The organism is Loktanella sp. R86503 (assembly GCF_042466455.1).
Taxonomy (GTDB): domain Bacteria; phylum Pseudomonadota; class Alphaproteobacteria; order Rhodobacterales; family Rhodobacteraceae; genus Loktanella.
Genome location: NZ_JAXHCI010000002.1, coordinates 232,617 through 245,673, shown reverse-complemented (window position 1 = coordinate 245,673; position 13,057 = coordinate 232,617). Strand labels below are relative to the sequence as shown.

12 protein-coding genes are annotated in these 13,057 nt (G+C 58.4%); 5 read left to right on the top strand and 7 right to left on the bottom strand.

Going from position 1 to position 13,057, the window contains the following annotated elements; all coding sequences use genetic code 11:
- Positions 1-154: 154 nt before the first annotated feature.
- Complete coding sequence (locus SJY10_RS02200; protein ID WP_386679394.1) at positions 155-1,315, top strand: MFS transporter; 1,161 nt, start codon at positions 155-157, stop codon at positions 1,313-1,315.
- Positions 1,316-1,427: 112 nt separating this feature from the next.
- Positions 1,428-2,006, top strand: a complete 579-nt coding sequence (locus tag SJY10_RS02195; RefSeq protein WP_386679393.1) for a CAP domain-containing protein — start codon at positions 1,428-1,430, stop codon at positions 2,004-2,006.
- Positions 2,007-2,018: 12 nt separating this feature from the next.
- On the opposite strand, the gene SJY10_RS02190 is transcribed toward SJY10_RS02195, so the two are convergent.
- The 7 genes from SJY10_RS02190 to SJY10_RS02160 form a co-directional block, all read right to left on the bottom strand.
- A complete protein-coding gene (locus SJY10_RS02190; RefSeq protein ID WP_386679392.1) occupies positions 2,019-2,525 on the bottom strand; it encodes a murein L,D-transpeptidase family protein in 507 nt (168 codons plus the stop codon).
- Between the two features lie 100 nt (positions 2,526-2,625).
- A complete protein-coding gene (locus SJY10_RS02185) occupies positions 2,626-3,828 on the bottom strand; it encodes a class I SAM-dependent RNA methyltransferase (protein WP_386679390.1) in 1,203 nt (400 codons plus the stop codon).
- On the bottom strand, positions 3,825-5,654 hold the full coding sequence (locus tag SJY10_RS02180; RefSeq protein WP_386679388.1) for an ABC transporter ATP-binding protein: 1,830 nt from the start codon (positions 5,652-5,654) through the stop codon (positions 3,825-3,827). Before SJY10_RS02180 ends, SJY10_RS02185 begins: the two co-directional genes overlap by 4 nt.
- Complete coding sequence (locus tag SJY10_RS02175) at positions 5,651-7,483, bottom strand: ABC transporter ATP-binding protein (RefSeq protein ID WP_386679387.1); 1,833 nt, start codon at positions 7,481-7,483, stop codon at positions 5,651-5,653. The genes SJY10_RS02180 and SJY10_RS02175 overlap by 4 nt, the downstream gene beginning before the upstream one ends.
- Positions 7,484-7,542: 59 nt before the next feature.
- Complete coding sequence (locus tag SJY10_RS02170; RefSeq protein ID WP_386679386.1) at positions 7,543-8,676, bottom strand: CCA tRNA nucleotidyltransferase; 1,134 nt, start codon at positions 8,674-8,676, stop codon at positions 7,543-7,545.
- On the bottom strand, positions 8,673-9,269 hold the full coding sequence (locus SJY10_RS02165; protein ID WP_386679385.1) for a CoA pyrophosphatase: 597 nt from the start codon (positions 9,267-9,269) through the stop codon (positions 8,673-8,675). Before SJY10_RS02165 ends, SJY10_RS02170 begins: the two co-directional genes overlap by 4 nt.
- Positions 9,256-10,257 (bottom strand): Hsp33 family molecular chaperone HslO, encoded by a 1,002-nt coding sequence (locus SJY10_RS02160; protein WP_386679383.1) that lies wholly within the window; start codon positions 10,255-10,257, stop codon positions 9,256-9,258. The genes SJY10_RS02165 and SJY10_RS02160 overlap by 14 nt, the downstream gene beginning before the upstream one ends.
- Before the next feature lie 76 nt (positions 10,258-10,333).
- Here SJY10_RS02160 and SJY10_RS02155 point away from each other — a divergent pair, with 76 nt between their 5' ends.
- The 3 genes from SJY10_RS02155 (at position 10,334) to msrA (ending at position 13,053) form a co-directional block, all read left to right on the top strand.
- Positions 10,334-10,777 carry an NUDIX hydrolase gene (locus SJY10_RS02155; protein ID WP_386679381.1) on the top strand — a complete coding sequence of 148 codons (444 nt, stop codon included), beginning with the start codon at positions 10,334-10,336 and terminating at the stop codon, positions 10,775-10,777.
- Between the two features lie 105 nt (positions 10,778-10,882).
- Positions 10,883-12,100, top strand: coding sequence for an argininosuccinate synthase (locus SJY10_RS02150; RefSeq protein WP_386679379.1), 1,218 nt, complete (start codon positions 10,883-10,885; stop codon positions 12,098-12,100).
- 290 nt (positions 12,101-12,390) lie between these two features.
- Positions 12,391-13,053 (top strand): peptide-methionine (S)-S-oxide reductase MsrA, encoded by a 663-nt coding sequence (gene msrA, locus SJY10_RS02145; RefSeq protein WP_386679378.1) that lies wholly within the window; start codon positions 12,391-12,393, stop codon positions 13,051-13,053.
- Positions 13,054-13,057 lie beyond the last annotated feature (4 nt).

The window sequence follows — 13,057 nt, the reverse complement described above, 5'->3', positions numbered from 1 at the left end:
CCGGGGCTCAAAAAGCTCCGGCCGGGATGTCCTTCATCTGGCAAAATAAACTCTCGCCGAAGGCAGTAGCGCGAAGCGCTACTTCAGGCACCCGTTGGCCCGCAAAGATAACCGTGGTTAAGTGCGCCGGATCAAACGCCGAAAGCACCCTTCCATGTCGATTTCCGCTCGTCTTGCCCCGCACCAACGCGTCTTCGCCGCCTTTGCGATCTACAGTTTTGCGTTGGGCAACCTTTTTCCGCGCCTGCCTGACATCAAACGCACAATGGCGATCGAAGAGGGCGCGCTTGGGCTAGCCTTGATCGGTATTTCTACCGGGACATTGATCGCCCTGACGCTGGCCGCTCCGGTCATTGCGCGCCTTGGGCATCGAAATGCGTTGTTCGCGCTTTTGCCGCTGATGTCGCTTTGCTTTGCTATTGCTGTTCATGCGACAGGCCCGCTGGCGCTGTATTTCCTTTTGATCCCGGCCGGCCTGACGATGGGGGCCATCGAAATCATTGTAAACGTCGAAGCTGACCGGGTAGAGGCCGCTTTGGGCCGCCGTGTGATGAATCGCGCCCATGCATTCTGGAGCTTTGGCTTCTTCGCCGCGGGATTGTTCGGCGCAGCCATGGCGCAAATCGGCATGACCCCTGCGGTACACATGGCCCTTGTTCTGCCAATTACCTTTGCCGCCGTCCATTTACTACTTGGCGATTTCCAACCTGCGCTAAAGCGCGGAACCGAAACGGCCGATACGGGGCCGGCGATTGCCCGCCCGACCAAAGCCATCATGGTCTTAGTCGGAGTATCGCTCTCTGCGATGCTGCTGGAAGGGGCGAGCATAGACTGGTCGGCCATTTACATGCGGTCCGTGTTTGACGCCCTGCCGTTCCTTGGCGGACTTGCTGTCGCTACCAGCGCGCTGTCCCAAGCTATTACTCGCTATCACGCTGACAAGATTGTGGATCGCTTTGCGCCCGACCGGGTCGCACAAGTCATGCAGGCGGCAATGGCTATTGGTGCAATTGTTGTCTTTCTGGCACCCTCTGCCCTGATCGCCTTGCTTGGATTTGCCCTTCTCGGCATGGGGACAGCTGTCATTTTTCCGCTGGCTATGTCGGCGGCCGCCCAGCGCAGTGACCGGTCTGCCGCGCTGAACGTCGCGGCACTGGCGCAGTTTTCCTTTGTGATCTTTCTGCTTGGGCCGCCCCTGCTGGGGTTCATCGCCGAACATGCCGGGCTGCGCTGGACTTTCGGTGCCGGGCTTCCGCTTATCATCATCAGCTTCATGCTGTCCGGGGCGCTTGGATCAAAACCGCTGCAGCGTTGATGTGGCATGCAATCTATTCCTATACGAGAAATCGCATCCTCACCGATGTGGCATTTGAAGTGGCTGCGCGTCTTGGGTAAGAGAGCGCAACCGCGAGCAAAAGGGTACGAAAATGCTACGACGTCAAATGATCTATGGGATGATGGCCCTTGGCCTGGCCGCTTGCGGCGGTGCACCCAAGGGTCAGATCGGCCCTGATGGGTTGCCGTTGCCGCAAGTCTATCGCATCGGGCCCGATGACACAGATGACATTCAGTTCCGGATGCTGGACAGCGTAAACACATTGCGCGCTGCAGCTGGTGTTCCTGCGGTCGAGCTTGATCCGCAGTTGAATGCGGCCGATGCAACCCATGCCCGCGATATGTCGATCCAGAACCGGCCCTGGTTGTTCGGCTCCGACGGATCGTCGCCGCTGGAACGCGCACAGCGGGTTGGCTTTCAAGGCCAAGTGTTGGGCGAAAACATCTCTGAATCCTATGAAACAGAACTTGAAACGCTCGCAGCCTGGATGAAACAGGCGGATACGCGCCGCGTGGTGCTTGACCCTGCGGCACGCAAAATGGGCCTGTCCTGGTTTCAGGAACCCGCCGGCAAGATCTGGTGGGTCATGACGATGGGGACCGGCCCTGTGGTTCAGGCACCGGCCTTTACGACCGACACCTTTGCATCCCTGCCGCCGCTGACCCAATAGGGTCGCGGCACTTTAGGGGTAGATAAAGATCGGCGTGCCATCCTTGACCATGGCATAGATTTCTTCGACCTCGTCATTGGTGACGGCGATACAGCCCCAGGTCCAGTCGTCCTGACCGATATAGTTTGTCGGCGTACCGTGGATAAAGATATCGCCACCCGGACGCTTGCCCATCGCCTCTGCCCGCGCGATGTCGTCGGAATTCGGATAGGAAATGCCCAGCGACAGATGAAAACGGCTGTTGGGATTACGCCGGTCAATGCGGTACGCGCCCTCGGGGGTGCGGCCGTCATTCTGGATTTGCTTGTGCCCCTCTGGCGCAAATCCCATCTCCATTTTGTATTCTTTAAGCAGACGATTACCGCTTAACAGCTGCAACTTGCGCTGTCGCTTGAACACCTGAACCCGCGTCACCGGCGGCCCATCGTAGCGGCGAAACTTGCTGACAGCAGGCTTGCCACACGCCGTCAGCAAAGCGCCCATGGCCGCGGCCATCATTAAACGTCGGTTCAAATTCATAACATGCCCGCAATTTGTCCATGGTTGATCTTCGGTCAACCTTCACCCTTCGGTACACCAGCATCTGCCCGGCGGCCAAGCGTTAAGACAGCACCGATCATCACGCCCGCGTGAGCGACGCAACCATTTCGACATGAGGTGACCAACGAAACTGATCAACAACGTGAACCCAGTTTAAGGTGAAGCCTGCAGCCACCAGCGATGCGACGTCCCGGCCAAAGGTAACGGGATTGCACGAAACCATGGCTACTGTCCTGATCTGACTATCAGCCAAGGTCGCAATCTGCGCCGCAGCACCGGCCCGCGGCGGGTCAATGACCGCAGCGTCAAATCGGTTCAACTCGTCTGGTTCCAACGGGCGGCGGAACAGATCGCGGGTGATGCCGGTCAGGCGCTTGACACCTTTTGCACTGCGCCAGCCGCGATCCAATGCGGCAATCATCGTCGCCTCGCCTTCAACCGCCGTCACCTCTGCCGTTTGGGCCAAAGGAAGCGAGAACGTGCCGCAGCCGGCAAACAAATCCACCACCTTGGGGGCGCCGCCGATGATCTCCATGACACCTCGACGCAGTGTCGCCTCGCCATCCTCGGTTGCTTGCAAGAATGCGCCGGGCGGCGGCGTTACGGCCCCGGGGCCAAAGATCTGCACCGGATCGCGCAGGGTAACAACGGTTTCATCCACCCACGTCAACCGCGAGAGTTTGTGGTGCTGGGCAAACCCGGCCAATTCGATGCGTAACTGATCAGTCAGGCGTTGGTCCGTTTGCACCAACACATCCAGCCCCGCGGTACTGTCGGTCACCGTCAGTGCAATTTCACCGCGGCGGGATGCGGCAATGACAGTCAGCGCCTCCAGCATCGGGATACCGGCTAAAAGGCGCGGTGTGACAAGCTGGCATTCCGGCACCGCGACCAACACATCGGATGCGCGGGCATGAAATCCAACCATCGCGCCTGACTTCGTGCGCCGCCCTGAAAACTTTGCCCGCCGCCGCGATTGCGTAGGCGATGTGTGCATAGGGCGAAATTCCGGCTCCAGCCCGTGCGCGTACAAGGCGCGCGCCACAACGGTCTGCTTCCAATCGGCTACAAAATCATCGGCCGCATGCTGCAAGGCGCAGCCGCCGCAGGTCTTGAAGTGGCGGCAAGGTGCCGCGACACGCTTTGCTGACGGCATCAGGATTTGCGCTGTGCCATCGGGGCGTAAGGCCACCTCTTCACCCGGCAAAGTGCGGGGCACGAGCGTGCCGTCATTGGCGCGGCCGGCGCCTAAATGGGTCAGACTTTCGATAATCAGGCTCACGCGTCGTCCTCTACGCTGATGAAGCCCCCCGATTGCCTGTTCCAGTACCGCGCGTAAAGCCCTTCTTGCGCCAAGAGGTCATCATGATCGCCCTGTTCGACGATACGGCCCCCATCCAGCACGATTATGCGATCCATCTGGCGCAAGGTGGACAGGCGGTGCGCGATGGCGATTACGGTTTTGCCTTCCATCACGGCGTCCAGCGCGCCTTGAATGCTTGCTTCCACCTCGGAATCCAGCGCGCTTGTTGCTTCGTCCAGAATCAGGATTGGTGCATCTTTCAGGATCGCGCGGGCGATGGCGATACGCTGGCGCTGACCGCCGGACAGTTTCACCCCCCGTTCGCCCAGATGCGCGTCATAGCCTTTGCGCCCGGCGTGGTCGCGAATGTTGGCGATGAATTCCTCGGCCTCTGCCCGAGCGGCGGCGGTCTTGATTTGATCATCCGTCGCATCCGGGGCACCATAGCGGATGTTGTCCCGGGCTGACCGATTGAACATCGCTGTTTCCTGCGTGACCATTCCGATTTTGCGCCGCAAACTTTCCTGCCGCACACGGCGCAGGTCTTGCCCGTCGATGGAAACCATACCCTTTTCCGGGTCATAAAGGCGCAGCAGCAAGGCCACGAGCGTTGATTTCCCTGCGCCAGACCCGCCTACGATCCCTAACTTTTCGCCGCTGGCGATATGCAGCGTCACATCGCGCAAACCGCCCGTGCCACCGCCATAGGTAAAGGTCACGTCATCCAGCGCGATACGTCCGGCGCTTAGGTCCAGATCAATTGCATTGTCCGCATCAGGCAAAGCGTGGGGCTTGGACAGGGTTTTGACAGCGTCCTCGACCTCTCCAACATTTGAATACATGCCCATCAGGGTAAAACTGACCCAGCCTGTCATTTGTGCAAGCCGCAAACCAATCGTGCCGGCAACTGCGATATCCCCCGCCGATGCCGCGCCTTGCTGCCACAGGTAAAGCGTGATCCCGACCAGCAGAACGGGCAGGACACCTGCCAGCGTCATCAGCCAAAAGCGAAATCCGGCTGACACCCAGCCAAAGCCAAGGGAATCCAGACGGAACTTTTCCATCGCATCGGTGGCAGCGCGGTCTTCATGATCGGCGTGGGCGAACAGCTTAACGGTTTTGATGTTTGTGATCGTGTCGACGACTTGCCCCGTCACCATCGCACGCGATCCGGCGCGCAATTTTGACGTTTCGCGGATGCGGGGCATAAAGGCGCGGATCAGGCCGATATAGGCAAGCATCCAGATCGCCAGCACGACGGCAGACCAGATGTCGATATCAGTCAGCAAAATGATCGAGCCAACGACCGACGCCAGCGCGTAAAACACGGTGTTGATCGTATCGACGCCCAAATCCGTCGTGGCCCGCGCCGCCTGCATTTGTTTCTGGCTGATACGCCCGGCAAAATCGTTATCAAAGAACGTTACAGCCTGCCCCAGCGTGTGGCGGTGCAGCCGTGACAGCACCAGATTATAGACGGCGGGTGCCACCACGACGGATTGCATCATCCCCGACAGACCCAGCACAAGCGGCCGGAACACGACGAAAAACAGCGCGACGCCAATCAGCAGCCACGCGTTTTCACCGAAATATGTCGTGCTATCGCTAGCCAAGGCCGAGTCAATGACACGGCCAAGGATCAACGCAGCCAAAACTTCGAGCACGCCAGCAATCGTGCTGACGACAGCCCCTGCCCCCATCGCGCCAAAGCTGCCCCGCAGGGCCCAGCGCAGAAAGGCGATCAAAGTGCCGGGCGGCGGACCTTCGGCACGGGAAAAGGGGTCGATCCAGTCAGAAAATCTCATATGTCGTCCCCTAAAAATCCACCCGATTGCCGTGCCCAGAACCGCGCATAACGACCATTCAGCGCAAGCAGTTCGTCATGTGTGCCGTCCTCTATGATGCGGCCATCGTCCATGACGACGATCCGGTCCATCCGGGCAATGGTGGACAAACGGTGCGCGATGGCGATCACGGTTTTACCCTGCATCAGCGTCTCTAACGTGTCCTGAATTGCGGCCTCTACTTCGGAATCCAGCGCACTTGTCGCTTCGTCCAGCAGCAAAATTGGCGCGTCTTTCAGGATCACCCGCGCTAGCGCGATCCGCTGCCGCTGACCACCCGACAGCTTTACCCCGCGTTCACCGACGCGCACATCATAGCCGCTGCGGCCTTCGGCGTCGGCAAGCACTTTGATGAAATCATGAGCCTGCGCTTGTTTAGCGGCGGCAATCATCGCAGCGTCACATGCAGCCGGAGCACCATACAGGATGTTTTCCCGCACAGACCGATGCAGCAGCGCGCTGTCTTGCTGCACCATGCCGATAGCCTGCCGCAGCGATGCTTGGGTCACGCTACCGATATCCTGACCATCTATGTAAATCGCGCCGCCTTCGGCATCGTAAAACCGCAAAAGCAGCTTAATCAGGGTCGATTTGCCGGCACCTGATGCACCGACTAGGCCGACTTTCTGGCCCGCCGGAATGGATAGGCTGATTTGGTCCAGGCCGCCTTTGGCTTTGCCATAATGATGAGACAGCGAAGCTACTTTTATCTCCCCTGATGTAACCCGTAGGGGCACAGCGCCGGGCGCATCGGTTAGCGTGACAGGCTGGCCAATCGTCTCCAGCCCCTCCGCCACCACGCCAAGTTCCTGAAACAACTGGCTGACAGCCCACATGATCCAACCGCTCATGCCGTTCAAGCGCAGCACCAGCGCCGCGGCAGAGGCGACAACACCGACGCTTGCCAGCCCGCCCAGCCAAAGCGACAATGCCCAGCCGACAACGCCAACCACCAGCACGCCGTTCAGAAAGACCAGTGCAAGGTCCATGATTGTATAAAGCCGCATCTCGCGCATCAACGTGGTGCGCGATTCCTCGATCGCGCCTTTGGCATAGGTCAGTTCGGCATCATGGTGGGCGAACATCTTGACCGCGTGAATATTGGTGTAACCATCCACAATCCGCCCGGTTACGACGCTGCGCGCATCTGATGACGCCTGCGAAGCGGGCTTGATCCGCCTGATCACCCAGCACAACAGAAACAGATAGGGAATAAACCAGCCCAACAATGGCAACACCAGCCGCAAATCCGCGTCGGCAAGCAGGATGAAAGCACCGATCAGATAGGCGGCAGCGAATGCGACTGCCTCGAAGAACTGGTTCATTACCGATGCGACGGCGTTCGGCGTCTGCATGACACGATTGGCGATCCGTCCGGCAAAGTCGTTTTCGAACCAGCCAATGGATTGACGCATGATCTGTCGATGGGCGCGCCAGCGACCCAGTGCCGTCAGGTTCGGCATGATGGATTGATTCAGTAGCGCGGTATGCGCCGTCTGGATCACAGGCCGCAATGTCAAAAAGAACACCGCCATCGCAACCAGTTCTACACCGTGGTCTTCCCAAAAGGTGCCCGGATCCTTGTCCAGCAGATCAACCAAGCGGCCAAGATAGGCAATCAGGCCGACCTCTATGAAGGCGACAATCGTCGACAGGCCAGCCGTTACAACAAAAATGCGGTGAAACGGCCGGGTATAATCCCACAAAAACGGCGCAAGCCGCGTGGGCGGTGTGTCGGTCTCCTCATACGGCGTATAGGGATCGACAAGGCGCTCGAAAAATCTGAACACGAAAAGACCTCTGTCTCTCAGACCTTTGATGTAGGCCGCAAGTTGCAGAAGGGAAAGCCTTATGCCAGCAGATCGTTCCGTGTCAGCGTAAAGCCGGATGCAATCCAGCGGGCTTCTGCCTGTTTTAGCGCCGCACCCAGTGCAGGACCATGCAAAGCGGGCATAAAATCGGCAGCCTTGACGGGAAGGATTTGTTTAGCACCGCGGTGCGCAGCAGCAACATCACTATCGCTCAGAGGCTGCGACAGCGATGCCGATAGGACGAGTGCGCGGTCGATCGCGATCTTGGCACCGTAGCGATAGCCAGCTTCGCCTGCTGTCGCTTCCATATTTCGTAAAATGTCGTGAGTTCGCGCTTCGGCTTTCGTCAGCCTTAACCTTGTCGGATCACCGCCCAGCGCGGCGAGGCGACGAACATAATCAGGCTCTAATCCAGCCATTTGTTCCAAATGTATCAGCACCGTTAGCGCATTCGGCCCCGCCCCCGGAAGAACCCGCAGCAGCGCACCGGTTGCAGCCATGCTTGCAATTGCGGGGGCCGGATCGGGCGCTGATAAAAGTTTGCGCATTTCCTGCCCGATGCGTTCCGCAGATAACCCGTCAATTCCATCGACGTTGCCTGCACATGCGGCCAGTCCGTCCGCATCAATCCCGGCGGACGGATCACCATACCAAGCATAAAAGCGGAAAAATCGTAGTATGCGCAGGTAATCTTCCCGGATCCGCAAATCGGCATCGCCAATAAACCGGACGCGCCCCGCTAAAGCGTCAGCAATTCCGCCTAAGGGATCGTGTAGCGTACCATCTGGCGCGGCATATAGGGCGTTCATCGTAAAATCGCGGCGGCGGGCATCTTCACCCGGCGTATCGGCAAAGGCAACGACAGCGTGCCGCCCATCGGTATCAACATCGCGGCGAAAGGTCGTGATTTCAAACGGATTTTCACCGACAACCACGGTAACAGTGCCATGGTCGATACCGGTCGGAATTACTTTAAAACCGGCAGCTTTGCCCAATTCAGTGACTGTTTCGGGCTGCGCATCAGTCGTTAAATCCAGATCACTGGCCGCTGCGCCGATTAAGGCGTTTCGCACGCATCCCCCGACAAACCAGGCTTGGTGCCCGCCTTGCGTCAGCATTGAACAAACGCGCTGTGCATCTGGGTCCACCAGCCAGTCTGCTGCAATCTTCATGGTTGCATCCGGTCTGCGAAAGCCCGCAAGATTCGGCCTGTAGCACCCCAGATATAATAGGGGCCAAGTGGTACCGTATAATAATGGCGCATCTGCCCTTGCCAGCGGCGGGCCTGAATTGAAAAACGCGCGGGATCAGTGACATGAGCCAGGGGGACCTGAAATACCTCAGCGACTTCGCCAGCCTCTGGTACGGGAGTAAAGTCGCCACGGATCAGCCCTATGACAGGCGTCATCATAAATCCGGTCACTGTTTCATGCCCCGGCATAGTGCCTAGTACCTCGACCTGCTCGCGCGGCAGGCCGATTTCTTCTTCGGCTTCACGCAAAGCGGCATCGACAGTTGTTGGATCGCCGGCGTCCTGTTTGCCGCCAGGAAAGGCGATTTGCCCCGGATGATGCTTAAGCGCGGCAGACCGCATTGTCAGAAACATTGTCTCTGCTACAGGCGAAACAGCGATCAGCACCCCTGCCGCCCGCAATGTGCGGCCGACAGGGACAGCAAGATCCTTGTTCAGATCGAAGTCAGTCGAGGGCCGGCCCGGACGGGCCAGCGCCTTTTGCAGTCGGCTTTTCAGATCACTCTGCGCCATCGGAGGATACAGCCTCGAACCCGAGGGTTTCAGGCTGAAACTCGTAGTGTGCGCCGCAGAATTGGCAGTCAGCGGTCACGATACCCTCTTCCGTCGTCATCGTTTTGATGTCCTTGGCCGAATAGATGGACAGACTTTGCCGGACACGATCAGCCGAACAGGTGCAGCCAAAGGTAACAGGCTGCGCATCATAAACGCGTGGCTGTTCTTCGTGGAACAGGCGAACCAGCAGGTCCGTCGGCGGGACGGTCGGGCCGATCAGTTCCAACGCATCCACGGTATCCAACAGCATATTCGCACGGCGCCAGTTTTCACCTTCGTCGGCGTCCAGAATATCCTCTGCTGCCAGCAAACCATCCTCGCCAGAGGGGCCGTCCTTGTGCATCAGTGGCGATGCCTTTGGCATATGCTGCAGCATGACACCGCCAGCGCGCCAATGCTCGCCTTCGCCAGGCAGGGTGCTGCGCCCATGGGTCAGGGCAAAGCGGGTCGGAATCTGCTCTGACTGGGCAAAGTACGTTTCCGCACAGGCGGACAGTGATCCACCAGCCAATGGCGTGATGCCCTGATAGGGCTGCGTGCCTTCACCTTGGTCAATCAGAATGGCGAAATAACCTTTGCCGATCTGTTCGAACGCATCGGCGCTTTCGTCCAGCGTATCCTTGTCATAGGCCGCATACGCGCGAATGCGCCCCGGCTGGCCATCCTCTGTCGGGCCATAATAGTCGGTCGCGATAAGGCGCACCGGGCCACCCGATCCCCGCACCTGCAGCGATAGCTTCCACCGCAACTTCATCGTTTCACCGATCAGCGCGGTCAACAGGCACATTTCAGCGACCAGCCCTTCGATCAAGGCAGGGTAGTCGTGCTGCTTAAGCACGTCTTCTAATACGCCGTCCAAACGGGCCACACGGCCACGAATGTCAGATGCGTCAAGTTGGAACGGCAGGACGGTGTCGTCCCACGCGATACGAGAGCCAAGGGTCATGGGCTTTCCTTACAGGGTCGGATTTGGCATACCGACACCATATAGGGACCGCAAGCATTGGTCCAAGGGGAGAGCCATGATCAGACGGTATGGCAGCACGCCAAAAGCCGGGCAGCAATACGGATTGCGGGCTGGCGTTTACGTCATTTTGCCCCGCAATGGCGCGATCCTGATGACGTTTCAGGGTGCCCCGCATAACGAACTGCAATTGCCGGGCGGCGGCATTGATCCCGGCGAAAGCCCCCTGCGCGCCCTGCACCGCGAAGTGTTCGAGGAAACCGGCTGGCACATCGCCAGTCCCCGCCGGCTGGGCGCATTTCGCCGTTTCACCTATATGCCGGAATACGACCGCTTTGCCGAAAAGCTGTGCCACGTTTACGTCGCACACCCGGTCCGCCGGATCAGCCTACCAACCGAACCGAACCATACCGCACTGTGGATTGATCCGGAAAACGCGCTGGATTTAATGGCAAACGCAGGTGATGCGGCGTTCTTGGCGCATTATTTGGCAGGTATGTAACGCGCGGCGGCTTTGGTCGCGCGGCAGCGCCCACCAAACCTTGCCCCCTTTGCGGAAAACCAGTATCGCGCTGGGTCAAGTAACATTGACAAAAAGGCCGCGCCCATGACCGCCCCTAAGAAAGTCGTCCTCGCCTATTCGGGCGGTCTGGACACATCTATCATCCTGAAATGGTTGCAAACGGAATACGGCTGCGAAGTCGTGACCTTTACCGCCGATCTGGGCCAGGGAGAGGAGCTGGAGCCAGCCCGCGCCAAGGCAGAGATGATGGGCGCGTCAAGCATCCACATCGAAGACCTGCGCGAAGAGTTCGTGCGCGATTTCGTTTTTCCAATGTTCCGCGCAAACGCATTGTACGAGGGGCTTTATCTGCTAGGCACGTCGATCGCGCGCCCGCTGATTTCCAAGCGACTGGTCGAAATTGCTGCTGCCGAAGGTGCCGACGCTGTCGCGCACGGTGCTACCGGCAAAGGTAACGATCAGGTTCGGTTCGAATTGGCTGCCTATGCATTGAACCCCGACATCAAGGTCATCGCGCCTTGGCGCGAGTGGGATTTGACCAGCCGCACCAAGTTGCTGGAGTTTGCCGAAAAGAACCAAATCCCAGTTGCTAAAGACAAGCGCGGCGAAGCCCCGTTCAGCGTGGACGCGAACCTGCTGCATACGTCGTCTGAAGGCAAAGTGCTGGAAAACCCCGCCGATGAGGCGCCAGAGTACGTTTACCAGCGCACCGTCGATCCAGAGCAGGCCCCCGATACACCAGAGATGGTCGAGATCACCTTTGAAAAAGGTGACGCCGTGGCGATCAACGGCGAGGAAATGTCGCCCGCGACCATCTTGACCAAGTTGAACGAACTTGGCGGCAAGCATGGCGTTGGTCGCCTTGATCTGGTCGAAAACCGTTTCGTCGGCATGAAATCCCGCGGCATCTATGAAACGCCCGGTGGTACTGTCCTGCTGGAAGCGCACCGCGGCATCGAACAGATCACGCTGGATTCCGGCGCCGGTCACCTGAAAGACAGCATCATGCCCCGTTATGCAGAGCTGATCTACAACGGCTTCTGGTTCTCGCCAGAGCGCGAGATGCTTCAAGCGCTGATCGACAAGAGCCAAGAGCACGTGAGCGGTACGGTCCGTGTAAAGCTGTACAAAGGGTCCGCCCGTACCGTCGCACGCTGGTCCGATCACAGCCTGTATTCCGAAGCGCATGTCACGTTCGAAGACGACGCCGGTGCCTATGACCAGACCGATGCGCAAGGTTTCATCCAGCTGAATGCACTGCGCCTGAAGCTGCTGGCTGCACGCAATCGCCGCCTGAAATAAAAACAACCCCGCCTGCATCACAGGATGCAGGCGGGGCTTAACCGGATAATCGTTAAAAACTATTAGTCACGCGCAGGCTCGCAACACGGCTATGCGTAACAAACCAACAGCCCGGAGCAACTTTAAGCCGTTTACGCTTTAGTCACGAAAGCGCGGTTCAAAGAGTTTCAACTAAACACTAAAAATCTGAACGCTTACATAACGCGGGTTCACACCCACGTGACTGGCTGTGGCATGACTTGCTCTGCCGCGGGATGCCATGCACCTTTCCCTTAATCGGAGGAGCTGAAATGGCCAACATCATCAATCGTTTGAAAACTGCTGCACTGTGTGTTGCCCTTGGCAGCGCCGGAGGTCTGGTACCGTCGGGCGCACAGGCCGCCCAGCAGACTGCAATTGTTGCGGGTGGATGTTTCTGGTGTGTCGAATCCGACTTTGAAAGTGTCCCGGGCGTAGGTGACGTCGTATCGGGCTACACTGGCGGGCGTACGGAAAATCCGGATTATGGACAGGTTGGCCGCGGATCAACGGGCCATTACGAGGCGGTCATGATCCCATTCGATGACAGCATCATAAGCTACCGCCAGATTATGGACCTGTTTTTCCGCAGCGTTGATCCAACTGATGCGGGGGGCCAGTTTTGCGATCGCGGCAATCAATACCGCACCGCAATATTTGCGATGACACAGGCCCAGGCAGATACCGCCGCCGCCGCCAAAGCAGCCGCACAAAATGAATTGGGCCGGCAGATCGTGACACCGATCATTCAGGCCAGCACCTTTTATAAGGCCGAAGCCTATCACCAGGATTATTACAAGGGGAAAAACCTGGTATTGACGCGCGGCGGGGCCAAGCGTCAAAGCGATGCCTATGATTTTTATCGCAAAGGTTGCGGCCGCGATGCGCGTGTCCAGCAGCTATGGGGCGCTGACGCACCATTTCTACATCATTGAACCG

What these genes read in the sequence shown, in the direction of transcription:
- SJY10_RS02200 (WP_386679394.1), top strand. Translation starts at nt 155, where the DNA reads ATGTCGATTTCCGCTCGTCTTGCCCCGCACCAACGCGTCTTCGCCGCC.
- SJY10_RS02195 (WP_386679393.1), top strand. Translation starts at nt 1,428, where the DNA reads ATGCTACGACGTCAAATGATCTATGGGATGATGGCCCTTGGCCTGGCC.
- SJY10_RS02190 (WP_386679392.1), bottom strand. Translation starts at nt 2,525, where the DNA reads ATGAATTTGAACCGACGTTTAATGATGGCCGCGGCCATGGGCGCTTTG.
- SJY10_RS02180 (WP_386679388.1), bottom strand. Translation starts at nt 5,654, where the DNA reads ATGAGATTTTCTGACTGGATCGACCCCTTTTCCCGTGCCGAAGGTCCG.
- SJY10_RS02170 (WP_386679386.1), bottom strand. Translation starts at nt 8,676, where the DNA reads ATGAAGATTGCAGCAGACTGGCTGGTGGACCCAGATGCACAGCGCGTT.
- SJY10_RS02165 (WP_386679385.1), bottom strand. Translation starts at nt 9,269, where the DNA reads ATGGCGCAGAGTGATCTGAAAAGCCGACTGCAAAAGGCGCTGGCCCGT.
- SJY10_RS02160 (WP_386679383.1), bottom strand. Translation starts at nt 10,257, where the DNA reads ATGACCCTTGGCTCTCGTATCGCGTGGGACGACACCGTCCTGCCGTTC.
- SJY10_RS02155 (WP_386679381.1), top strand. Translation starts at nt 10,334, where the DNA reads ATGATCAGACGGTATGGCAGCACGCCAAAAGCCGGGCAGCAATACGGA.
- SJY10_RS02150 (WP_386679379.1), top strand. Translation starts at nt 10,883, where the DNA reads ATGACCGCCCCTAAGAAAGTCGTCCTCGCCTATTCGGGCGGTCTGGAC.
- msrA (WP_386679378.1), top strand. Translation starts at nt 12,391, where the DNA reads ATGGCCAACATCATCAATCGTTTGAAAACTGCTGCACTGTGTGTTGCC.